Below are 23758 nucleotides of genomic sequence, written 5' to 3'. Positions count from 1 at the left end.
ATGCCCGGCGAGAGCAGGCGCCTGCTCGGCATCCGGCCCTCCCCGCACGATGCCCTGCCGGATGGCAGGCTGACGCCATGGACGCCCGCACGACCCTGCCCACGCTCGGCTCGCTCACCTGGGAGCCGGCGCTCGACCACCTCGACCTCGTCGCCCCCGTGACCGCGGACGCGCTGCGCCGCTGGGCCGAGGCCGACCCGGACGTCGCGGCGCTCGTCGCCGTGACGGAGATCGATCCCGACCTCGCGGACACCGCGACGCTCAACGCCGCGTTCGACCTGCCCGTCGAGGCGTCGGCGAACTGCGTCGTCGTGGGCGGTGCACGCGCGGGCGACGAGCGGATCGCCGCCGCCGTGGTGCGCGCGCACACGCGCGCCGACGTCAACACGCGCATCCGCAAGCTGCTCGACGTGCGCAAGGCGTCGTTCCTGCCGACCGACCGCGCGACGGCCGAGTCCGGGATGGAGTACGGCGGCATCACGCCCGTCGGGCTCCCGGACGGGTGGCGCGTGCTCGTCGACTCACGCGTCGTGACGGACGGTGAGCTCGCGCTGATCGGCAGCGGCGTGCGGCGCTCGAAGCTGCTGCTCCCCGGCGACCTGCTGGGCCGCCTGCGCGGCGTCGAGGTCGTCGAGGACCTGGCCGTCCCGGTCGCCTGACCCGCCCCACCCTGCCGAGCACGACATGACGGTCGCCACGGGCCTCCTGACGACCTCCATGTCGTGCTCGGCGGGGGATCGTCAGCGTTCGAGGACGACGAGCCGCTGCGTCGCGCGCGTCATCGCGACGTAGCGGTCCACGGCGCCCTCGACGCCGTCGCCGAATCCCTGCGGGTCCACGAGGACGACGAGGTCGAACTCGAGGCCCTTCGCCGTCTCGGGCGTGAGCACCTGCACGCGCGACGCCCCCTCCTCGCCGAGCCGCGCCGAGACCGACTCGGTCGACACCGCGACGGACCCCGTGCCACCGATCACGCAGGCCGTGCCCTCGGCGTGCTCGGCGAGCCAGCCGTCGAGCACCCCGTCGAGGTCCGCGACCGCGCCGTAGGCGACCGGCACGCCCGTGCTGCGGACCGATGTCGGGACGTTGGCGTCCGGGAGCGCGGCCCGGATGACGGGCTCCGCCGCCGCCATGACCTCCTGCGGCGTGCGGTAGTTGACGCTCAGCGACGCCTCCGCGACCCGGTCGAACCCGACGCGCCCGAGCCGCTCGCTCCACCCCTCCGCGAACCCGTGACGCGCCTGCGCGCGGTCCCCCACCACCGTGACGCTGCGGGACGGGCAGCGGCTCAGCACCATCTGCCACTCGGCGTCGGTCAGCTCCTGCGCCTCGTCCACGACGACGTGCGCGAACGGGCCGGCGAGCCGGTCGGGCGTCGCCGTGACCATCGCCCCCTCGTCGACGAGCGCGTCGCGCAGGTCCTGCCCCTTGAGCATCGTCATGACCATGAGCTCGCTGTCGTCGGACGCGACGAGGTGGTCGACGACGTCGTCCATGCGGGCCCGCTCGGCCGCCGCGGCCGCCGCGTTGCGGCGACGGCGACGCGACGCCCCCGGGTCGCCCAGGCGCTGCCGGGCGGCGTCGAGCAGCGGCAGGTCCGCCGTCGTCCAGGCCTGCGCGTCCGGGCGCTGGAGCGCGCGCACCTCCTCGGGCGTGAGCGACGGCGCGCACAGGCGCAGGTAGGCGGGCACCGACCACAGGTCGGCCACGAGGTCCGTCGCCTCGACGAGCGGCCACGCGCGGTCGAACGCGGCACCGAGCGCGCGGTGGCCGCGCAGGGCACGGCGCACGTCGTGGGCGTCGAGGTCCACGCCGTCCTCCGCGGCGCCCCCGCACGCCTTGTCAACGAGGATCTCGACGAGCGCGGCCCAGACGTCGTCGCGCGCCTCGTTGTGCGGGGTGCCGGGGTCCACGGACTCGAACGCCTCCGCCCAGTCGGCGGTGGAGAGCCAGACGTCGGCCCACGGCGTCTCGACCTCCATCCCCTCGGTCGGTGGGCGCTCGGAGAAGCGCACCGCCGGCTCGATCGCGGCGACGAGCTCGGTGGACGCCTTGAGCCGGGCGACCTCGGGGTCGGTCTCCTCGCGCGCCGCGGCGCCCTCCGGGACGAGGTCCCGGAGCGTGCACGTCTGCACGCCCTCCTCGCCGAGCCCCGGCAGCACGTCGGCCACGTACGCGAGGTACGGGCGGCTCGGCCCGACGACGAGGACGCCCCCGTGGCCCTCGCCCACCCGGGGGTCGGCGTAGAGCAGGTAGGCCGCGCGGTGCAGCGCCACGACGGTCTTGCCCGTGCCGGGGCCGCCGTCGACGACGAGCGCGCCGCGCGAGCCCGCGCGCACGATCGCGTCCTGGTCCGCCTGGATCGTGCCGAGCACGTCGCGCATGCGCGGCGACCGGCTCGCACCGAGGCTCGCGACGAACGCCGACTGGTCGTCGAGCGCCGCGCCCGACCCCGCGCCGTCGAGCACGAGCTCCTCGTCCCAGTAGTCGGTGACGCGGCCGCGCGCCCACCGGTACCGGCGGCGCGCCGCGAGGCCGAGCGGGTGCGCGGGCGTCGCCGCGAAGTACGGCTCGGCGGCGGGCGAGCGCCAGTCGACGAGCAGCCGCTCCCCCGCCGGGTCCGTGAGGCCCACGCGGCCGACGTACACGGGCTCCGACCCGTCGGCGAAGGTCATGCGACCCAGGCACAGGTCCACGCCGTAGCGCTGGAGCAGCCGCAGCCGGCTGCTGAGCCGGTGGATCTCCTGGTCGCGCTCGAGCGCCCCGGTCCCGCTCCCGCCGGGCGCGCGGCGCGCCGCGTCGAGGCGCTGCGAGAGGTCCGCGACGGAGTGCTCGAGGCTCGCCGCGATGGCGGCGAAGTGCCGCTCGTCGGCGTCGACGAGCGCGGGGTCGGCCTTCGCGGCCAGGCGGTCGGGGAGGTCGAAGACCCGTGCGGGCCTGGGGGTGGGACGGTCGGTCGAGCGGTCGGCGGTCACGGGGGCGTCGGGCAACGTCATCAGCTCCGGTCCGAGGTCCAGCGGGGACGGCGCGGGCCGACGACGGCCCACGCACGAACGGAGATTCTGCGCCCCCAGGGGGCCCTTGCCGCAAGACCCCCCGTGCGCTATACCTTGGAAAGGGAGGGAGGCCGTGGGCCTCCCTTTTTCCGTGCGACCCTGTGCGCATGAAACCCTCCGTGCCCTTGCCTGCGGACGAGACCACTCCCGCTCTCCGCGATCTCGCCCTGCGCTGGAGGGAGCAGCTCCGCGGTCGCGCCGAGGTCTCTCTGCCCCAGGAGGACGGCGGCGCGGAGGGGTTCTCGATCGCGCCCCGGGCTGAAGGAGCGGCCGAGGTCTGGGTCATGCACGACGCGGACGGCGTCGTCGTCGGGGTCGATCGATGCCCGGGGTGGGAACTTCCCCGAGCCTCGTCGAGCGTGGCGACGATCGACGCGGTGGTCCAGGCCGCCGTCGACGGCACGATCGAGGTGGGTTCAGGCCGTGGCGTGCGCCGCTACCGGGTCACGACGGGGGACGGAGCGGTACTGGAGGACGCATTCGAAGGATTGCGTGCCCTCGTCCTGTCCATGCCATGGCAACCCCGCCTCCGGTGGGAGACGACGACGCCGTACTGAGCGACGCCGGAGCGGGTCAGCTCTCGGCGCGGCCCTCTCGCCAGTAGCCCATGAACGCGACGGCGCGGCGGTCGACGCCGAGGTCGGTGACGAGGTGGCGGCGCAGCGTCTTGATCGCGCTCGCCTCGCCCGCGAGCCACGCGTAGAGGACGGTGTCCTCCTCGAGCAGCCCGGGGACCTCCCAGAGGATCGACGCGTCGACGTCGACGTCCTCGAGGTCCTCGGCCGTGCGGCACTGGGCGGGCGGGTCGGTCCCGAGGACGCCCGCGCCGAGGATGCGCTCGGCGGCGTCCTTGACGGCGGGCACGAGGCGCGCGCCATGGGCGTCGCGCTCCCCGCCGGGGGCGTCGTCGCGGGCCAGGAACGTCACGCGCACCCCGGGCGGCGTGACGAGGTCGCGCGCGTCGCCCACGTGCGGCACCTCGACGTAGACCTCGCCCCACGCGTCGGCGGGCAGGTCCTCGCAGATCGCCGCGATGGCGGGCAGCGCGGTCTCGTCGCCCGCGAGCAGGAGCGCGTGCGGGCGCGTCGGCGGGCGGAACTCGATGCCGCCGGCCGGACCGTCGAACGTGGCGTCCGGGCCGAGCAGGACGAGCGGCGTGCCGACCTCGGCGGCGAGCGCCCAGCGCGACGCGGGGCCGGCGTCGCCGTGCAGCACGACGTCCACGTCGACCTCGCGCGCCTCGGGGCGCACCGCGACGGTCGTGTAGGTGCGCAGCGGGTTGCGGCGCTCCTCCGGCTGGTCGCGCCACGCGGCGTACCAGGACTTGGCGTCGCGCACGAGGTGCTCGTAGCCGCCGTCGGGCGCGGGGAGCACGAACTTGATCCGCACGTCGAGGCCCGGGTCTCCGAAGAGGTCGAGCTCGGGGCCGGTGAACGTGAACCGGCGGAAGCTGGGCGTGAGCTGCTCGACGCGCGCCACCTCGACGTCGAAGAAGCGCCACGGCGCGGTCGCCCGAGCGACGGGGCGACGGGCTCGGGTGCGGGGTGCGACGACGGTCTGGCTCACACAGGTGAGGCTAACCTACGCACCCTCACCGGGGTCAACCTGTCCGGGACGCGGACCCGGCTCCGGCACCGTGAGACGCGTCACGCTCCCCGACCGCGGCTGCGCCACAGCAGGTAGACGAAGTACGGCGCGCCCAGGAGGGCCGTGCCGAGGCCCGCGGGGATCTGCTCGGGGGCGATGACGACGCGGCCGAGCGTGTCCGCGACGGACACCAGGAGCGCGCCGAGCAGCATCGCGACCGGGACGACCCGGCCGTGCCGCGCGCCGACCAGCGCCCGTGCGGCGTGCGGCGCGACGAGGCCCACGAACGCGAGCGCCCCGATCGCGCACACGGCCGCGGCCGTGAGCAGCGCCGCAGCCGCGAGCAGCAGCAGGCGCGTGCGGTCGAGCGCGACGCCGAGGACGCGCGGGGTGTCGTCGTCGAGCGCCAGCACGTCGAGGTCGCGGCGGTAGACGGCGGCCAGCGGCGTGAGCACGAGCAGCGCGAGCGCGACGGGGATGAGCTGCTCGAGCGTGCGCCCGTACGTGGAGCCCGAGAGCCACGTGAGCGCGAGGTTCACGTCCCACGGCGCGACGACGACCACGAGGAGCGTGATGAGCGCCATGACCCCGGCCTGGGCGCCGATGCCGATGAGCACGAGCCGGTCGGAGCTGAGCCCGCCGCGGTAGGAGAGCCCGTACACGAGGCCGAACACCGCGAATGCCCCGATGGCCGCCGCGGCGGACATGGGCCAGATCCCGACGCCGGGGACGAGGAGGATCATCGTCACGGCCCCGAGCCCGGCGCCCGACGTCACGCCGAGCAGGCTGGGCTCGGCGAGCGGGTTGCGGCACACGGCCTGCACGATCGTCCCGGCGAGCGCGAGCGCCGCACCGGCCAGGAGCGCAGCGAGGACGCGCGGGAAGCGCTGGTCGAGGACGAACGTCACGTGCCGTCCGGCGAGCCCGTTCCACCAGTTGGCCACGTCGCCCAGCAGCACGACCCGGTCGCCGAGAAGCAGGCCCGCGACCGCGGCCGCGGCGACGGCGAGCGACAGGACGACGACGACCACGAGCACGGCCCGTCGCGAGCGCGGTCGGGACAGCGACCCGTGCGCGCCGCGCGACGACGCCGGCCCGGAGTCGCGCAAGCGCCGCGCGAGCCAGATGAGGAGGATCGCGCCGAGGACGGTCGTCACGATGCCGGTCGGCACGGCGATGGACAGCATGCCCGGCAGCAGCAGGCGGAGCAGCACGTCGGCGCCCAGGACGACGACCACCCCGACGATCGCCGCGAACGGCAGGAGCAGCACGTGCCGCCCGAGCCCGGGCACCCGGCGCGCGACGAGCCGCGCCACGACCGGTGCGGCGAGTCCGACGAAGCCGACCGGTCCCGCGACCGTCACCGCGATCGAGGCCAGGAGGACGGCCACGAGGACGGACAGGACGCGCGTGCGGCGCACGTCGACGCCGAGGACGGTCGCGGCGTCGTCCCCGAGACCGAGGAGGTCGAGGCGGCGGGAGAGGAGGAGCGCGGCGAGGACGCCGACCACGACGACGGGCGTCGCCATCGAGACCGTGCGCGTGCCCGACTGGACGATGGACCCGCTCCCCCACGCGAACAGGCCCATCGTCTCCTGCTCGAACAGCACGAGGAGGACCATCGTCAGGGAGTGCAGCGCGAGCATGATCGCCGACCCGGCGAGCACGAGCCGGGTCGGGCCGTCGGCGCCGCCGCGCGCGAGGACGAGCACGAGCCCGGCCGCGGCCAGCCCGCCGAGGAAGGCCAGCCCGCCCTGGAGGTAGAACGGGATCGAGATGCCGAACGCGGCGACGACGACGACCGTGAGGTAGGCGCCCGCGTTGACCGCGAGGGTGTCGGGCGACGCGAGCGGGTTGCGCGCGACCGACTGAAGCACCGCACCGGCGACGCCGAGCGCGACGCCCAGCAGCAGGCCCGCCAGGAGCCGCGGCACGCGCGAGGCGACGAGGACGGCGACCGTCTGGTCGACGCCGTCGCCCCCGGTCGCCAGGCGCAGCAGGTCGAGCGGGCCGACGTCGGCCGTGCCCTGCGTGAGGTGCACGGCGGCGAGCACCGCCGCGACGACGACCGCCACCACGAACGCCCCCGCGATCCCGAGGCGAGACGTCCTCGGGCGGGGCACGGTCGTCGCCGTGCCGGTGCCGTCGCTCGCGCACCCGCCGTCGACGGTCCCGTCGCTGCCCGGGACGACGGCCGGAGCCGGGTCCTCCAGGAGGAGGGTGTCCGGCTCCGCCGTCGTGCGCTGCTCGCGCCGCGTCACGGTGTCCTCGTCAGCACTGTGGTTCTCGTCAGCCTTCTCGTCGTCCGGGCGCGGCCGCGCCCGGTGGTGGTGCGGAGGGGTCTCAGGCGGCCGTCAGCGCGTCCACGACCGCGTCGGCGTAGGCCGCGGCGGACAGCGGGCCACCGAACATCCAGATGCCGTCGGGCAGACGGTGCACGTTCCCGGCCGTGACGAACGGGAGCTGCTCCCACACGGCGTTGCCGGCGAGGCCCTCCTCGAACGGGTTGGCCTCGGACTCGCTCGCGACGTAGAGGAACTGCACGTCGCCGAGCTGGGTCAGGCCCTCGACGTCGGTCTGCGCGAGGCCGTAGTCCGGGTCGCCGCCCTCGGTCCAGGCGTTGACGAGGCCGATCTCCTCGCCGATGGCGCCGAAGAACGAGCCCGGCGTGTACATGCGGATCGAGACGGCGCCGTTCGTCACCCAGCCGTCGGCCATCGTGAACTCGGCCCCGGCGAGGCCCGCCTCGTCGAGCGCCGCGGTGGCCTCGGCGATCTTCGCGTCGTAGGTCTCGAGCGCCGCGGCGGCCTCGTCCTCGCGGCCCGTCACCGTGCCGAGCGTCTCGACCGTGGAGCGCATGTAGCCGATCGGGTCCTCGCCGTCGGAGCCGCGCAGCGTGAGCACCGGCGCGACCTCCTCGATCTGGGCGATGACGTTCTCGGGCAGGTCCGTCGTCGTGACGACCAGGTCCGGCTCGAGCGCGGAGATCGCGTCGAGGCTGGGCTCGCCGCGCGTGCCGACGTCGGGCGTGCTCGCGTCGATCGGCGCGACCGTGTCCCACGTGTTGTAGCCCTCGACGTCGGCCTGGCCGACGGGCTCGACGCCGAGCGCGACGAGGTTCTCCGTGAGGCCCCACTCGAGCGAGACGATGTCGGTCGCCGGGGCGTCGAGCGTGACCTCGCCGCGCTCGTCGGTGACGGTGACGGGGCCGGACGCCGCGTCGGTCGTCGCGTCGGCGGCGTCGTCCGCGGCCGCGGGGTCCTCGGTCGTGCCGCACGCGGTGAGCGCGAGCGCCGTGGCGAGCGCGAGGGCGCCCGCGGCGAGGGAACGGGTGGTCGAGCGCATGGGTGTCCTTCGGGTTCGGTCGGTGCCCGGGCGTGCTCCGTCGGGGCGGGGCCGGTGGCCGCGCGTCGGGGCCGGGCGAGGGGTCGTGGAGGTACGTCGGGGTGGTGCGGGTCAGACGAGGACGGCGGTGTCGAGGCGCGCGGCGTGCCGCCCGAGCGGCTCGCAGCACGTGCGCCCCGTGAGGGGGTGCGTGTAGACGTCGACGTGGATGCCGTATACCTCGGTGAGCAGCTCGGACGTCAGGACGGCGTCGGCGGGTCCCGTGGCGCGCACGACGCCCGCGTGGAGCAGGACGACGCGGTCGGCGACGGCGGCCGCCTGGTTGAGGTCGTGCAGCACGACGCCGACGGCCACGCCGTGCTCCGTGGCGAGGTCGCGCACGAGGTCCAGCAGCTCGACCTGGTAGCGCAGGTCGAGGTACGTCGTCGGTTCGTCGAGCAGGAGCACCTGCGTGTCCTGCGCGAGGCACGTCGCGAGCCACACGCGCTGCAGCTCGCCGCCGGAGAGCTCGTCGACGCCACGGTCGGCCATCGCGGTGATGCCCGTGACGTCCATGGCGTGCGTGATCGCGCGCGGGCCGTCGGGGTCGTTCGAGCGGAACCGGCCGCGGTAGGGGTGGCGCCCGTAGGCGACGACGTCGCGCACGCTCACGCCCGACGGCGTGGGCCGGCTCTGCGACAGCAGCGTCACCCGCCGGGCGAAGTCCTTGGGGTGCAGGGCGAGCGCGTCGGGCGCGTCGTCGAGCGCCACGGTCCCGGCGTCGGGGCGGTGCAGCCGCGCGAGCGAGCGCAGGAGCGTCGACTTGCCCGAGCCGTTGGGCCCGATCAGGGCCGTGACGGCCCCCGGTGCGAGCTCCAGAGCGGCGCCGTGCACGACGGTGCGCGCGTCGTAGGACAGCCGCAGGTCGTGCCCGGCGAGCGCCGGGGCTCCGGTCGCGGCGACCGGGCTCGGGACAACTGAGGGTGCACTCACATAGGTGAGGCTAATCTATGCCGCCCTGTCGGAACCAGCCCCTCCGACGCGTGTGACGCGGTTCACGGGCGACGCGCCCGCGTCAGTCCTCGACCGTCCGCGCGGGGCGCCGACGCGGCTCGCCCACGGCGGCCGTCGGGGGCGCATGGTCCTCGTCGGCTGCGTGGGCGCGCGTCGGGGAGGCGTGGTGCTCCCCGCCCAGGGCCACGGGGACCACGAGCGCGCGATGGTCGGACAGGCCGGTGTCGACCGCGACCCCGGGCTCCGTCGCGCGCACGGCGCCGTGGGCGAGCACGTGGTCGAGCTGGCGTGCGGGCTCGCCGACCGGGAACGTCGCGGCCGAGGCCAACGGTCGCCACCCGCTCGTGCGGGCCGCCTGCGGGGCGTCGATGTTGAGGTCGCCGAGCAGCACGACCGGCTCGCCGTCCGGGGTCTCCGCGGCGAGCGACCGGGTGAGCCGCACGAGCTGGGTGAGGTTGCGCCCGGGCACGAACGTCAGGTGCGTGCACGCGACGGTCAGCGGACCGCCCGGGGCCTCGACACGCGCCACGAGCGCCGCGCGCGGCTCGTCGCGCACGAGCGTCGGCAGGCGGCTGCCGGGGAACCGGACCGGGACGCGCGTGCGGGGCGCGGGCAGCAGGACCGTGCGCCATGCCGAGACGGGGAACCGGCTCACGACCGCGATCCCGTAGGCCGCTCGGCCCGGCTGGTGCTCCCCCGTCGGCGCGGTCCACACGCCGGGCTCGCCGACGAGCGTCGCGACGAACCGGTGCTCGACGGCGCCCGCCGCCTCCGCCGCGACCGCCGTGAGGTCGGCGCGGTGCGAGCGCGGCTGGTCCCGGTCCACCTCCTGGAGCGCGAGCACGTCCGGGTCGAGAGCGCGGACGGCGCCGGCGAAGCGGTCGACGTCGACCCGGTCGTCGACGAGCGACCGCCCGTGCAGGATGTTGAACGTCGCGAGGCGCACCCTCCCGATTCTGGGCACGGCGGCGCGGGGTCGCACGCGCTCGGGACGGTCGACGCCGCGCCACGGACGGCGCGCGTCGGAGGGCCGCGCGACGTGCCAGCGCACCGCGGGTGGTGTAGACCCTGGGCATGGTGGACGACAGGGACGCGCTGCACGACGGCCTCCGCATGACCGCCGCGGCGCTCGCCGAGGCGGAGATCCCGCACGCCCTCGTCGGCGGGTACGCCGCGTGGGCGCGCGGCGCGCCGGAGCCGAGCCACGACGCCGACTTCGCGATCCGCGAGGTCGACGTGGACCGCGCACGCGAGGTGCTGCGCGCCGCCGGGCTCGAGATCACGGAGCCGACGGAGAACTGGCTCTTCAAGGCGTACCACGGCGGGGAGCTCATCGACATCCTCTACCGGATGGTCGGCGAGCCGATCGACGACGACCTCCTCGCCCGGACCGACGAGCTCGAGGTGCTCGCGGTTCGCATGCCCGTGCTCTCGGCGACCGAGATCATGACGTCGAAGCTGCGCGTCGTCGGCGAGCACTACTGCGACTTCTCGCGGCTGCTGCCCGTCGCGCGCGCGATGCGCGAGCAGATCGACTGGCCCGAGGTCCGCGCGAGGGTCGAGGACAACCCGTACGCGCGCGCGTTCCTCTTCCTCCTCGACGAGCTCGGCGTCGTGGACGCGGAGCAGATGGAGGACGCCTCGCTCGGCGGGCGCCGTGCGTCGGCAGAACCGGCGTCCGGGGACCCGTCGAACGCCCTCGAGTGAGCGGGGCGCGTTCGACGCGCGAGCGAACCAGACCCCGGACAGGGTGAAGAGGTACCGCCCGCTACCTCAGGAGGTCACACCGATGAGCACGGTCACCCAGTCGATCGACGTCGACGTCCCCGTCCGCACGGCCTACGACCAGTGGACGCAGTTCGAGGAGTTCCCCCGCTTCATGGAGGGCGTGGAGGAGATCCGGCAGCTCGACCCGACGCACACGCACTGGAGGACGAAGATCGGCGGTGTCGAGCGCGAGTTCGACGCGGAGATCACGGAGCAGCACCCGGACGAGCGCGTCGCGTGGAACAGCACGTCCGGCCCGGACCACGCGGGCGTCGTCACGTTCCACCGGCTGAACGACACGCAGACCCGCGTGACCGTCCAGCTCGACTGGTCGCCCGAGGGTGTCGTGGAGAAGGTCGGCGACGTCCTCCAGCTCGACGAGCGCCGCGTCAAGGGTGACCTCGCGCGGTTCAAGGAGTTCATCGAGTCGCGCGGGACCGAGACGGGCGCCTGGCGCGGAGACGTCGGCTGACGCCCCGACGCGCAGCCCCGCCGGCCACCGGCGACATGACGGAGCGGGTCCGGGTCCCCGGGCCCGCTCCGTCGCGTCCGGCGGCTGCCGCGCGCGAGGCCGACCCGCCCGCCATCCTGGTGCGATGACCGCGCACGCCCCGACCCGCTCGGGACCGGACACCGTCGACGCGGCCGTCCTCGCCGCGGGAGGGATCGCGTGAGGGCGCCCCGGTGGGCCGGGACGCTGCGGCTGCGCGACCGCGCGGCGGACTACGCGTACGTGGCGGCGCGCCAGGTCGCGGGCGTCGTCCGGCCGCGACGTCCCGTCCCGCGCGGCCCGGGCGGCCGCGACCCCGTCGTGCTGCTGCCGGGGGTCTACGAGACGTGGCAGCTCCTCGCGCCCGTGGCGACGGCGCTCGCGCGGGCCGGGCACCCCGTGCACGCGGTGCCCGGCCTCGGGTACAACCGGCGCCCGTTCGCCGAGGCGGCCGACCGCACCACCGCCTTCCTCGTGGAGGCGGACCTGCACGACGTCGTCCTCGTCGCGCACAGCAAGGGCGGTCTCGTGGGCAAGCGTGTCATGCTCTCGCCCGCCGGGTCGCGCGTGGCCGGCATGGTCGCCGTCGCGACGCCGTTCAACGGCTCCAGCTACGCGCGCTACCTCCTGGGCCGCACGCTGCGCGCGTTCTCACCACGGGACGCGGCGCTGCTCGCGCTCGCCGCGGAGCACCAGGTCGACGCCCGCATCACGGCCGTCTACCCGCGCTTCGACCCGCACATCCCCGAGACGGGCCGGCTCGAGGGCGGGCGGAACGTCGAGCTGCCCCTCGCGGGCCACTTCCTCCCGCTCGGCGACCCGTCGCTCGTCGAGGTCGTGGTGCGGGAGGTCGACCGGCTCGCCCGGTCGACCTCCCGCGACTGAGCGGGGACCTCAGACCCGGCCGGACGGCGCGCCGACGGTGACGCGCGCGAGCTCCTGCGTGCAGCGGGTCATCGCGACGTACAGGCCGTTCCAGCCGCGCGGCTCGGCGGCGATGCCGTCCGGGTCGACGACGACCACCGCGTCCCACTCGAGCCCCTTCGCCTCCGAGGTGCTGAGCACGGGGACCCCGCGCACGGCGGCGCCCAGGTGCGCCAGCCGCTGGCGCGGCGCCACGACACCGACCGAACCGCCGTCGTACCGCTCCGCGAGGCGCGCGACCTCGGCGGCGACGGCCGTGCCCAGCGCCGCGCCAGCGGTGCCGGCGGGCACGACGACGTCGCGCGGCTCGACCCCCGCGTCGCGCACCGCGCGTGGGGGTGCGTTGCGGCTGCCCGCCGCGCGCAGCACGGGCCCCACGAGCTCCATGACCTCGCGCGGCGTGCGGTAGCAGATCGTCAGGTCCGCGCGGTGCCAGCGGTCCCCGAAGACCGGGCCGACGACGTCCGCCCAGTCCGTGTGGCGGTGCGGCGCCTCGGTCTGGTCGACGTCCCCGACGGCGGTCACGGACCGGGTCGGGCAGCGGCGCAGCACCATGTGCCACTGCATGGGCGAGAGCTCCTGCGCCTCGTCGACCACGACGTGCCCGTAGACCCAGTCGCGGCGCGTCGAAGCGCGCTGCGTGAGGAACTCGCCCTGCTCGCCGGGGGCGTCCGGGGTGCCCAGCGCGTCGGCGAGCGCGTCGAGGAGCGGGACGTCGCTCGGCGCGAGCGCGGCAGGCTCGCCCACCACCCGGCGGACCTCGTCGGGCGAGAGCTCGGGCGCGTGCCGCGCGAGCAGGGCGGCGTCCCCCAGCAGGTCCGCGAGCGCCGCGCGGGCGTCCGCGACGGGCCACCAGGCGTCGACGACGGCCGCGAACCCGGCCTCGCGCGCGAGGTCGCCGCGGAGGCGCTCGAGGTCGTCCTCGGTCAGCTCGCCGTCGACGTCGCCGCCGCGCGCGCCGGTCGTCGGGGCGCGGTCGTCGCGCGCGGCGAGGCCGGCGTCGAGCTTCCCGAGGACGTCCTCGTACCCCTCCTCGACGCGTTCGAGCAGCTCCGCGTGGCGTGCCGCGGCCTCGTCGACGAGCGCGTCGAGCAGGAGGTCCACGGCCCGGCGCCGCGCGGCGAGCACGCTCCGGCCGCCCGCCCGGGCCGCGCGCAGGACCTGCCCGACCCGGGCGGCGTCGAGCGTGAGCGGCTCGCCGTCGAGGCGCACCGTGAGCGCCCGGGCGTCCGGGACGAGGGAGTCGGCGTACCGGGCGACGACGTCCTGCCACAGCGCGCGGCCCTTGAGCTCGGCCACGTCCCGGTCCTCGCCGCGCTCCGGCGCGACGCCGGGGACGAGCGTGTCGCACGTGGCCGACACGACCGCCGTCTCGCCGAGCGCGGGCAGCACCTGGGCCACGTACTCGAGGAACCGCGGGGACGGGCCGAGCAGGAGCACGCCCCGCTCCGCGAGGTGCGGGTGCGTGAACAGCAGGTACGCGACCCGGTGCAGCGCGACGACCGTCTTGCCCGTCCCCGGACCGCCCTGCACGACGAGCGTCTGCTCGGCCGGGGCGCGCACGATCGCGTCCTGCTCGACCTGGAGGGTCGCGACCGCGGTGCCCATGCGGCCCGTGCGGCGCTCCGACAGCGCGGCCAGGAGCGCCCCCTCGCCGACGAGGCCGTCCTCGCCGTCCGGCCCGCGGGCCGAGCCGGCGAGCGGCTCGTCGTCCACGCCGGTGACCCGGTCGCCCGCGGTCCGCACGTGCCGGCGCCGCGCGAGGCCCTGCGGCTCGCGCGCGGTCGCGGTGTAGAAGGCGCGAGCACCCGGGGCGCGCCAGTCGAGGACGAGCGGGTCGGCGTCGGCGTCGGGTGCGGCGATCCCGACGCGCCCGACGTGGCGCGTGACGCCGTCCACGGCGTCGACGCGCCCGAACACGAGCCCGCTCTCCGCGCGCTCGAGCTCGGTGCGCCGACGGCGCAGGCCGGCGCGCCGGGAGCGTTCGACGACGTCCTCGGCTCCGGGACGGTCCGGGTCGGCCGGAAGGGCGAGCTGTGCGTCGAGCTCCGCGAGGAGCTGGGACCGGCGCGCGAGCGCGGCGTCGAGGTGCTGCTGCTCCTCGGCGACGGCGTGCGTCGCAGGACCGCGGTGGTCGTGGTGATCGGTGTCAGGCAGGGACGGGGAGGGCTGGACCGGCACGGAACCTCTTCTCGTACGACGTACGGACACGGGCCCAACGCGCCGCCACGCCCGATTGTTCCCGGCGTCGGGCACCGTCCTCCGAGACGGAAGGTCGAGGTCAGGGCACGCGCGTCGCCCAGAACGCGACCGCCGACGCCGCGGCGACGTTGAGCGAGTCCACTCCCCCGGCCATGGGGATCGTCACGACCTGGTTGGCCGCCTCGATAGCACCGCGCGACAGGCCGTCGCCCTCCGTGCCGAGCACGAGCGCGAGCCGCTCGGGCGGGTCGGCCACGACGTCGTCGAGGCTCACCGCGTCGTCGGCGAGCGCGAGCGCCGCGACGACGAAGCCCTCCCCGCGCAGCACGTCCAGCCCGCCCGGCCAGGTCTCGAACCGCGTCCACGGCACCTGGAACACCGTGCCCATGCTCACGCGCACCGAGCGCCGGTAGAGCGGGTCCGCGCAGCGCGGCGAGACGAGCACGGCGTCCACGCCCAGCGCGGCGGCCGAACGGAAGATCGCGCCCACGTTGGTGTGGTCGACGATGTCCTCCAGCACCGCGACGCGCCGCGCCCCGGTGCCGCCGCGGGCCGCCGAGAGCAGGTCGTGGACGGTCGCGAGGGGCGGGCGGTGCATCGCCGCCAGCGCACCGCGGTGCAGGTGGAACCCGGTGATCGCCTCGAGGACGTCGGGCGCGCCCACGTACACCGGGACCGGCTCGCCCGTGCCGCCGGGCGCGTCGTCGACGGGCAGCGCCGCGATGTCGTCGGCGAGGTCGTCGAGCCAGCGCTCGGCCATGAGGAACGACCGCGGCCGGTGCCCGGCGGCGAGCGCACGCCGGATGACCGTCGAGCTCTCCGCGATGTAGAGCCCCTTCTCCGGCTCGTGCTTGGACCGTAGCGCGACGTCGGTCAGGCGGTTGTAGTCCGCGAGGCGGTCGTCGGCAGGGTCGGTGACGTGCACGACGTGCGGGGTCTCGGAACTCACGGCCCCTATTGTCCCCGATCAGCCGACCGCGACGGGCTCCTGCGGTGCGGCGGCCTGGCCCCGCGCACGCGCCCCGCCCGGGACCGGCACGCCGAGACGGACGAGCACCGTGTCGAGCGCCTCGTGGTAGGCCCAGGCGCGGAAGTAGGTGCTGTGCGTCGCGACGGTGAACAGGTACGCGCCGCGGTCGACCTCGTCGGCGCCGCGGTCGACGTCGTTCGCGGTGTACGACACCACGGGGAAGCCGAGGTAGTCGGTCCGACGCCAGAGGTTCACCCAGGCGGGACCTCCGTCCGAGCTGCGCAGGAGCCGCACGAGCGTGGGCGACGCGGGGTCGAGCCGCGTGCTGCCGGTACCGCGCACGGCGTCGGACCAGGCGGCGTCAGCGGCTCGCCGCAGGCTCGTCAACGGCTCACCGCCCGGGGTGCCCGCCTGCCGCGCATCCTGGTATGCCGCCTCGGCCGCGCGCGCGGCCTCCTGGCGGTCGCGCTCGGCGACGGGGTCCCCGATCGCGCTCTCGAACCGCTCGAGGACGCGACGCTGGTCCTCGAGCCGCTCCGCGGTCGCCGCGACCTCGTCGCGCCGCACCGCGAGCGGGCCGTCTCCTCCCTGCTCGCCGGCCTCGGCCGCGACGGCGGCGCGCCACGCGGCGCGCGCCTCCCGGACCCGCGCGCGCTGCTCCTCGTGCGCGGCGATCTCGCGCGACGCGACCGCCCCCCGTCGCTCCCGGAGCGGGAGCTCGAGCAGCGCGGCCCGCAGCAGCGAGCGCGCGCTCGACGTCTGCCGCACCCACGGGTCCCCGCGCCACCGGGGCGCGCCGCACGGCGGGGTGCCGAGCACCTGCGGTCCCAGGAGGGACGGGAAGAACCGCCCGAAGTACGCACGCAGCTGGACGCCGTAGGTGACGACGCCGAGGCGCCCGTCGCCGTCGGTCCGGGGCGCGGGCTCGCGGGTGCCGCCCGTCCGGACGGGGTTGCCCGCTCGACCGAGCACGACGGCCGTCGCGATGACCGCGCCCAGCGAGTGCGCGGAGAGCACGACGCGACGCCCCTGTGCGGCCGCTGCGCGCTGCTCGACCGGCAGGTCCGCGGCGGCGAGCCACGACTCGACCCGGGCGGCGACCTCGGGGACGGTCCGCTCGGCGTAGCAGGGCGGACCGAACGGGTGCGCGCTGCGCGGCAGGAAGCACATGAGGTCCCACAGCAGGCCCCAGGGCCGGGCGAACCCGTCGGACCCCGCCGCGACGAAGCTCGCGACGAGCGCGGCCGCGAGCGCCCCGACGAGCGGGACGGAGAGGTCGGTGAGCCACGTCCCGCCGAGCACCCACACGCCCGCGACGGACTCGCCCGGACGCCCGAGCAGGACGGTCACGACGAGCGTCGTCCACGAGGCGAGCGCGAGCACACCCACGGCGATCTCGGCGCGGTGGGTGACGGCGGCCACCTGGCGCGTCCGCAGGGCACGGCGGACGGCGAGGGGCATGTCCGCCACGCCCTGCTCCGTGCCGGCGGTCCGCTTCCGCTCCTCGTCGGCCAGGACGGCGGCGGCCCACCCGGTGGGGCCCAGGGCGTCGGACGTCGTGCCGACGGCACGCGGCAGCCAGCGCGTCGAGGACCGGACGAGGTCGTGCAGCGCGGGCGCGGCGAGGACGAGGAGCCCGACGACGGCGGTCGCGCCGAGCACGACGGCACCGATGCCGAACTCGGTGTACGCCGAGGGGACGGGCAGGTCCTCGTACCCGGGCACGGTCCGGACGATGTCGACGAGCAGCGCCCCCGCGGAATCGGGCCGCGTGGCGCGTCCGCCGGTGAGGTACACCTGGACGCCGAGGACGAGGAGGCTCGTGAGGACCGCGGCGGTCGCGGTCGCCACGAGCAGGAGGACCCCGGGGCCCGTCCCGTGCCAACCGACCCAGCGGTCCGCGCCCTGCGACCGCACCGGCCTCGCCGCCCGGCCGAGCGCGCCGACGAGCGGGACGGCGAGCGCCGCGACGGCGACGAGGATCAGCGTCCGGGTCGTCGACTCGCCGTACGTGGCGACGGTTCCCTCCGGGGTGGCCCGGCGCGCGACGGCCACGACGCCGAGGCAGCCCGTGACGACGACGGGCACCGCGGACCACAGCGCGACCCGCACGCGCGCCCGTCGTGCCGCCCCGGGGACGCGCGGGCGCCAGAGGAGCCCCGCCGCGGCGATCCCGGTGAGGACGGCGCCCAGGACGGTCGGGGCGACGTCGACCCCGACGTACGCCGTGGTCCCGGTGCCGTCGCGCCGCGCGCTCGACCACGCCGCGAGAGCCCACGTGGCGACGGCGAGCACGAGGGTCGCGACGGCGAGCGCACCCTTCCAGCGTGGCGGGGTCACCTGGATGCCGTCGTCGTCGTTGCGCGTGGCCACGACGACGACGGCCAGGCCGAGCACGACCGTGCCGGCCGCCACGACGGCCGTCCCGGCGGCGGCGCGGTCGCTCGTCCACGCGAGGAGGACGGCGACGAGCGCGACCGCGCCACCGAGGTGCGCCAGGAGCGCGGCCGGCCCGGCGACCCGCCGGCTCCAGAAGCCCGCCCGGTACAGCAGCGGCCCGGTGACCGACCCTCCGGTGCGCTGCCCCGCGCGGGCGATCGACACGCGCTCGTCGAACCGGACCTGCCCGGCGCGCGCGAGAAGGACCAGGCCGACGACGGCGGCGACCGGGACGAGCGAGAGCACGGCGGCACGGTCGCCCGGCGCCATGCGCGCGAGACCGTCCAGCACCGACGGCACGCGCGCGCAGACCTGGACGGTGTCCGTCCCGTCGGCTCCCGGGCGCATGCACCGGGCGCCCACCATGACGACCGCGACGGTCGTGACCGCGGCGGTGAGCAGGAGCGTGAGCGCGAGACCGAAGACGCGGACGGCCGCGGCGGTCGGCTCGGGGCGGGCGCGCGGGACGGTCTCGCCCGACGACCGGACGGGCGCGTGGTGCACCGCGCCGTCCTCGGCGCCCGGGACGCGCCGCGCCCAGTAGGCGACGTTCGCGAGGCCGAACGGGACGTTCAGGGCCCACAGCGCGCGCGTCACGCCGCGCGCGACGGCGCCGACGAGCCCGGCCAGAGGGAACGCGCCGAACCGTGCCATCGCGCCCCACGAGTACGCCTCGCGGCGCACGTCCGCGCGGATCGCGTGGAGGTCGCCGCCGCCGACCGGGGACGCGAGCGTCCCCGGAGCACGGTCCCGTGCGTCCGCAGCGGCGGTCGGCACCCAGAAGCTGCCCAGACCGTCGCCGTCGCACTGCTCGACCTCGCCCGGCGGAAGGTCGAGCATGCCGTGCGGCGGCGTGTTCGCCACCCCGTGGATCCGCAGCTCCAGGACGTTCTGTCCCGCCGCGCCCGCGTGCGTCATCGCTCCACCTCCGACGTCGGCGTCGCGCGGCTCGCCGCGCGGCGCTGCCACCTGAGAGAGAGGGACGAGGCGGTTCGCCCGGACGTGACGGACGTTCGTCTCTCGCGCGATCCGGGCATCGGGGGTCGAATAGGGTCATGGGATCCGCGCCGGACGCTGCACCGACCCCCGCCACGGCGGTCTCCTCGAGCTCCGCGGGCACCGCCGAGCGCACGCTCGACGCGCCGTGGTCGCGCCCGCCCGACGACGTCCTGGCCGAGCTCGGCACGGACGCGGGCGGGCTCTCGAACGCCGACGCCGCGGCACGGCTCGCGGAGGTGGGGCCCAACCGGCTGCCCCCGCCGCAGCGCGACCCGCTGTGGAAGCGGATCCTCGTCCACTTCGACGACGTCCTCATCTACATCCTGCTCGTCTCGGCGGTGCTCAAGGCGATCCTCGGCGACTGGGTCGACTTCACGGTCATCCTCGCGGTCGCGGTGATCAACGCGGCGATCGGCTTCATCCAGGAGGGTCGCGCGGAGAGCGCGCTGGAGGGCATCCGCAACATGCTGTCGGTCAACGCGGAGGTCCGGCGCGACGGCGCGTGGGCACGCGTGGACGCCGACGATGTCGTGCCGGGCGACGTCGTGCGCGTGCGCTCGGGCGACCGGGTCCCGGCGGACGTCCGGCTGATCCAGGCGACGAACCTGCGCGTCGAGGAGTCGGCGCTCACGGGCGAGTCGGTCGCGGCGGCCAAGAAGGTCGACGCGGTCGGTGCGGACGCGGGCGTGGGCGACCGGTCGAGCATGCTCTTCTCGAGCACGCTGGTGGCCGCGGGGCAGGGCGTCGGGGTCGTCACCGCGACGGGCACCGCGACGGAGATCGGCCGGATCCAGACCATGATCTCCGAGGTCCGCAGCCTCGCGACGCCGCTCACCCGGCAGCTCGACCGGTTCGGGAAGCTGCTCGCGGTGCTCATCCTCGCGATGGCCGTCGTCATGGTGATCATCGGCCGCGTCTTCCACGACTTCACCGTCCCGGAGCTGATCTCGGCATCGATCGGGTTCGCGGTCGCCGCGGTGCCGGAGGGCCTGCCCGCGCTCGTGACGATCACGCTCGCGCTCGGCGTGCAGCAGATGGCCCGCCGCCGCGCGATCACGCGCAAGCTGCCCGCGGTCGAGACGCTCGGGTCGGTGACGACGATCTGCTCGGACAAGACGGGCACGCTCACCAAGAACGAGATGACGGCGCGCACGGTCCGCACGAGCGGGCGCACGTTCGCGGTCGCGGGTGCGGGATACGCCCCGGTCGGCGACGTCACGCTCGACGAGACCGACGGCGAGCGGCACGCGGACCTCTCCGACGACCGCGACCTCGCCGCCCTGGCGACCGTCATGATGCTCTGCAACGACGCGCGGATCGTCCCCGACGACTCGGACGCCGACGGCTGGCGGCTCGTGGGCGAGCCGACCGAGGGCGCGCTGCGCACGCTCGGCATGAAGGCCGGCGTCGACCCCACGGGGTGGCGGCGCGTCGCCGTCGTGCCGTTCGAGTCCGAGAACAAGTTCATGGCGACGCTCGACGCGGACCCCGACGGCGGCCTGCACGTGCACGTCAAGGGCGCGCCGGACCGCGTGCTCGACCGGTGCACGACCCAGGTCGGCGCGGACGGCGGCACCGAGCCGCTCGACCGCGCGTTCTGGGACGCGCAGATCGACGCGCTCGGCGGGCGCGGGCTTCGGGTGCTCGCGGCCGCCCGCCGGACGGCCGCAGAGGGCACGGAGGACCTCGACGTCGACGACGTCGCGGACGGCCTCGAGCTGTGCGGGCTCGTCGGCATCGTCGACCCGCCGCGACCGGAGGCGATCGAGGCCATCGCGGAGTGCCGCGACGCGGGCATCCGCGTGAAGATGATCACGGGCGACCACGCGGGCACGGCCCTCGCGATCGGCCGCGAGATGGGCATCGTGGACCCCCACGACGGGACCGGCGAGAACGTCGCGCCCGCCGTGCTGACCGGTCCCGAGCTCGAGGAGATGAGCACGGAGAAGCTGCGCCAGGTGGTGCGCGACGTCGACGTGTACGCGCGCACGAGCCCCGAGCACAAGATCCGGATCGTCTCCGCGCTCCAGTCGCACGGCGAGGTCGTCGCCATGACGGGCGACGGCGTCAACGACGCTCCCGCGCTCACCCAGGCGGACGTCGGCGTCGCGATGGGCATCAAGGGCACGGAGGCGACCAAGGAGGCCGCGGAGGTCGTGCTCGCGGACGACAACTTCGCGACCATCGAGCGCGCGGTGAAGGAGGGGCGGCGGATCTACGACAACATCCGCAAGTCCGTGCTCTTCCTCCTGCCGACCAACGGCGCGCAGTCGCTCGTCATCCTCGTCGCGGTCCTGTTCGGCCTCACGCTGCCGCTCCAGCCGGTCCAGGTCCTGTGGATCAACATGATCACCGCCGTCACGCTGTCGCTCGCGCTCGCGTACGAGAAGGCGGAGCCCGACGTCATGCGCCGCGCCCCGCGCGACCCCCAGGCGTCGATCCTCGACGGCGCGTACGTGCGGCGCATCCTGCTCGTCTCGCTCCTCATCGGCGGCGCGACGATCCTGCTGTTCTACGTCGAGCGGGCCCAGGGCGTCCCGATCGCCGAGGCCCAGACGACGGCCGTGACGATGCTCGCGCTCGGCCAGCTCGCGTACCTGTTCAACTGCCGGTTCCTCGACCGGTCGAGCCTCACGCTCGACGTGCTGCGCGGCAACCGGGTGGTCTGGATCTCGGCCGTGACGCTCCTCGCCCTCCAGGCCGTGTTCGTCTACGCGCCGTTCATGCACTCCTGGTTCGACTCGGCCCCCATCGACGTCGTCGAGTGGGGCAAGACGCTCGGGCTCGCGTTCGTCGTCTTCCTGCTCGTCGAGGTGATCAAGTGGGTCGGCCGGCGCTGGACCGCGCGCGACCACGTGCCCGCTCTCGTCGAGCGGCACGACGCCGGTCAGCGCGCCGTCCAGGGGTGAGGCGAGCGAACACGACCCGCCGCTGCACCTCGTAGCTCGTCGCGAAGAGGGCCGCATCGGTGCCGACCTTCGCCGCGAGGAGGGGCACGCCGAGCCCGGTCAGCAGCGCGAGCAGCCCGTAGCTCGCCGCGAGCAGCACGACCGCGAGCGCCGCGTACCGCACGACGGCGGCGCGCAGCGGGACGTCGCGCCCGCCCGCGAACACGAGGCGACGGTTGACGGCGAAGTTGACGCCCGCGCTGAGCAGGCGCGCGCCCACCACGGCCGCGAGGAGCGACCCGGTGAGCGCGTGCAGCACGAGCAGCGCGACGACGTCGACCGCGGCCGACCCGAGCGACGACGCGGCGAACCGCAGCAGCGGAGCCCACACGCGCAGCGAGTCGGCGACGGGCCGGAAGTGGGAGGACGCGTTGTCGTCGAGGTAGACCGTCGCCACGTCCACCTCGACGATCCGGCGGCCTGCGCGGGTCGCGTCGAGGAGCGCGCGCAGCTCGTACTCGTAGCGGTCGCCGCGCACGGCGAGCAGGTCGTCGAGCAGGCCCGGCCCGTAGGCGCGCAGCCCGGTCTGGGTGTCGCGCACGCGGGTCCCCGTCGCGGCCGTGAACGCCCAGCGCGTCGCGGCGTTGCCCACGCGGCTGCGCAGCGGGACGTCGCCCGCGAAGCGTCGTGCGCCGAGCACGACGGCGTCGGGCTCGGCCTGCGACCGCGCCGCCACGCGGAGCACGTCGAGGACCGTGTGCTGCCCGTCCGCGTCGGCGCACACGACGCCGTGGCCGGGCAACCGGTCGCGCACCCACCGGACGCCGGTGCGCAGCGCGTGGCCCTTCCCGCGGTTCACCGGCACCGTGAGCACGACGGCGCCCAGCGCCCGCACCGCGCGGAACACTCCCCCGCACCGCCGGTCGCTGCCGTCGTCGACCACCACGACCGGCAGCCCGGGGACCGCGGCCCGCAGCGCGTCGACGAGCGCGACGAGCCGCGCGTCGGGCTGGTACGCGGGGACGACGACGGCGGTCCGGGCGGCGTGCGCAGCGGGCACCGCGGCAGCGGTGTGCGTGGTCGCGGCCACCATCAGGCACCGTCCGCGACGTAGAGCACGTCGGACGTGCCGCGCTCGCGACCCTGCGACGGGCTGTTGACGACCTCGCCGTCGAAGTACAGGGTCGAGGACCCGCCGCCGTCGATGTTGTACGCGGTCGTCGCGCCGAGGTCCTGCAGGATCCCGGCGAGCTCCGTCATGGTCACGCCGCGGGAGTAGCCCTCCTGGCGCCCGTCCACGACGACGAGGACGAGGTGGTTCTCGTCGACCACCCCGACCGCCGTGCGCGGCTGCTCCCCCTGGATCGAGTGGTTCCCGACGTTCGTGTCGACCTCGACGTCGTCGATCCCGGCCACGACCTCGCCGTCCTCGACGAGCGCGGGCCCGAACGACAGCGTGTTCCAGACCCCGGCGTCGACGAGGCTCTGCGCGTCGGTCGACGCCTCGTCGTAGACCTCGACGTGGCCGTCGCGGTAGAGCGCGAGGCCCTCGCGCGCGCCCTCGTCCCGGTACACGACGCCGTTGCGGATGACGATGCCGGTGTCGCGGAACCCGTAGTAGTCGCCGTTGATCGCGAGGACGGCGTCGTGGTCGGCGGCGATGTCGGACGTCGTCTCCGTGATGTTCGTGCCGAACGCGTCCTGGGCGAACGCGGAGCGCAGGTCCGTCATGTCCGAGAGCACGACGTCGGCCACGTAGTACGTCACGGTGTCGTCGTCCGATCCGGTGGTCACCCGGGAGACCGTGATGCTCGTGCCGTCGGACGTGTACGTGTCGCCGTCGACGGTCGCGGTGCTCGCGCCGTCGTCCGCCGTGGTGTCCGGGTCCGACGCCACGCTCGCGTCGAGGCCCTGCGACGCCTCGTACGCCGACACGTCGGCGATCTCGACGTGCTCGACGACGAACCGGTCCAGCGCCCACGCCGTGGCGCCTCCCAGCGGGAGCAGCACGGCGAGGACGGCGACGAGCGCGGCACGCCACCGTCGTCGGCGCCGGGACGCGGGCGGCGCGGACGAGGCAGGCGGGGCGGGAGGGGCG

17 protein-coding genes are annotated in these 23758 nt (G+C 75.6%); 6 read left to right on the top strand and 11 right to left on the bottom strand.

Annotated elements, in window-relative coordinates; translation table 11 throughout:
* Nucleotides 1–77: 77 nt before the first annotated feature.
* Nucleotides 78–659: a YbaK/EbsC family protein gene (locus tag A0J59_RS15000; protein WP_053371383.1), complete on the top strand. Its 582-nt coding sequence runs from the start codon at nt 78–80 to the stop codon at nt 657–659.
* An 81-nt stretch (nt 660–740) separates the two neighbouring features.
* Here A0J59_RS15000 and helR read toward each other — a convergent pair whose 3' ends face one another.
* Complete coding sequence (gene helR, locus A0J59_RS14995) at nt 741–2996, bottom strand: RNA polymerase recycling motor ATPase HelR (RefSeq protein ID WP_082919069.1); 2256 nt, start codon at nt 2994–2996, stop codon at nt 741–743.
* A 344-nt stretch (nt 2997–3340) separates the two neighbouring features.
* Here helR and A0J59_RS21660 point away from each other — a divergent pair, with 344 nt between their 5' ends.
* Nucleotides 3341–3613 (top strand): hypothetical protein, encoded by a 273-nt coding sequence (locus tag A0J59_RS21660; protein ID WP_156533069.1) that lies wholly within the window; start codon nt 3341–3343, stop codon nt 3611–3613.
* A 16-nt stretch (nt 3614–3629) separates the two neighbouring features.
* Here A0J59_RS21660 and A0J59_RS14985 read toward each other — a convergent pair whose 3' ends face one another.
* The 5 genes from A0J59_RS14985 to A0J59_RS14965 all read right to left on the bottom strand — a co-directional run bounded on the left by A0J59_RS14985 (nt 3630) and on the right by A0J59_RS14965 (nt 9927).
* Complete coding sequence (locus A0J59_RS14985) at nt 3630–4622, bottom strand: siderophore-interacting protein (RefSeq protein WP_082919068.1); 993 nt, start codon at nt 4620–4622, stop codon at nt 3630–3632.
* 80 nt (nt 4623–4702) lie between these two features.
* Entirely contained in the window at nt 4703–6904 is a 2202-nt protein-coding gene (locus A0J59_RS14980) for an iron ABC transporter permease (RefSeq protein WP_255365246.1), read from the bottom strand.
* An 82-nt stretch (nt 6905–6986) separates the two neighbouring features.
* Nucleotides 6987–7988: an iron-siderophore ABC transporter substrate-binding protein gene (locus tag A0J59_RS14975; protein WP_064316630.1), complete on the bottom strand. Its 1002-nt coding sequence runs from the start codon at nt 7986–7988 to the stop codon at nt 6987–6989.
* A gap of 111 nt (nt 7989–8099) precedes the next feature.
* Nucleotides 8100–8960 (bottom strand): ABC transporter ATP-binding protein, encoded by an 861-nt coding sequence (locus A0J59_RS14970; RefSeq protein WP_047233125.1) that lies wholly within the window; start codon nt 8958–8960, stop codon nt 8100–8102.
* An 82-nt stretch (nt 8961–9042) separates the two neighbouring features.
* Entirely contained in the window at nt 9043–9927 is an 885-nt protein-coding gene (locus A0J59_RS14965; protein ID WP_082919070.1) for an endonuclease/exonuclease/phosphatase family protein, read from the bottom strand.
* 128 nt (nt 9928–10055) lie between these two features.
* Here A0J59_RS14965 and A0J59_RS14960 point away from each other — a divergent pair, with 128 nt between their 5' ends.
* The 3 genes from A0J59_RS14960 (at nt 10056) to A0J59_RS14950 (ending at nt 12123) form a co-directional block, all read left to right on the top strand.
* On the top strand, nt 10056–10688 hold the full coding sequence (locus A0J59_RS14960) for a nucleotidyltransferase family protein (RefSeq protein ID WP_064316628.1): 633 nt from the start codon (nt 10056–10058) through the stop codon (nt 10686–10688).
* A gap of 82 nt (nt 10689–10770) precedes the next feature.
* A complete protein-coding gene (locus tag A0J59_RS14955) occupies nt 10771–11220 on the top strand; it encodes an SRPBCC family protein (RefSeq protein ID WP_064316627.1) in 450 nt (149 codons plus the stop codon).
* Between the two features lie 198 nt (nt 11221–11418).
* Nucleotides 11419–12123: a triacylglycerol lipase gene (locus tag A0J59_RS14950; protein ID WP_047233127.1), complete on the top strand. Its 705-nt coding sequence runs from the start codon at nt 11419–11421 to the stop codon at nt 12121–12123.
* 9 nt (nt 12124–12132) lie between these two features.
* Here the strand turns inward: A0J59_RS14950 and A0J59_RS14945 are convergent, their stop codons facing one another.
* The 3 genes from A0J59_RS14945 to A0J59_RS14935 form a co-directional block, all read right to left on the bottom strand.
* A complete protein-coding gene (locus tag A0J59_RS14945; RefSeq protein WP_255365244.1) occupies nt 12133–14343 on the bottom strand; it encodes an ATP-binding domain-containing protein in 2211 nt (736 codons plus the stop codon).
* A gap of 100 nt (nt 14344–14443) precedes the next feature.
* Nucleotides 14444–15322: an RNA methyltransferase gene (locus A0J59_RS14940; RefSeq protein ID WP_064316626.1), complete on the bottom strand. Its 879-nt coding sequence runs from the start codon at nt 15320–15322 to the stop codon at nt 14444–14446.
* 9 nt (nt 15323–15331) lie between these two features.
* A complete protein-coding gene (locus tag A0J59_RS14935) occupies nt 15332–18691 on the bottom strand; it encodes a hypothetical protein (protein WP_156533065.1) in 3360 nt (1119 codons plus the stop codon).
* A gap of 137 nt (nt 18692–18828) precedes the next feature.
* Between A0J59_RS14935 and A0J59_RS14930 the strand changes: the two genes are divergently transcribed.
* Nucleotides 18829–21681, top strand: coding sequence for a cation-transporting P-type ATPase (locus A0J59_RS14930; protein ID WP_082919067.1), 2853 nt, complete (start codon nt 18829–18831; stop codon nt 21679–21681).
* Here the strand turns inward: A0J59_RS14930 and A0J59_RS14925 are convergent.
* Nucleotides 21590–22753, bottom strand: a complete 1164-nt coding sequence (locus tag A0J59_RS14925) for a glycosyltransferase (protein ID WP_082919066.1) — start codon at nt 22751–22753, stop codon at nt 21590–21592. The two genes, A0J59_RS14930 and A0J59_RS14925, sit on opposite strands and share 92 nt — an antisense overlap.
* On the bottom strand, nt 22753–23758 hold a 1006-nt coding region (locus A0J59_RS14920), incomplete at its 5' end, for a phosphodiester glycosidase family protein (RefSeq protein WP_369799784.1). The genes A0J59_RS14925 and A0J59_RS14920, both read right to left, overlap by 1 nt.

The organism is Cellulosimicrobium sp. I38E (assembly GCF_001647255.1).
Taxonomy (GTDB): Bacteria; Actinomycetota; Actinomycetes; order Actinomycetales; family Cellulomonadaceae; genus Cellulosimicrobium; species Cellulosimicrobium cellulans_E.
The sequence above is the reverse complement of the archived record's forward strand: the minus strand, read 5'-3'. Positions and strand labels throughout refer to the sequence as shown.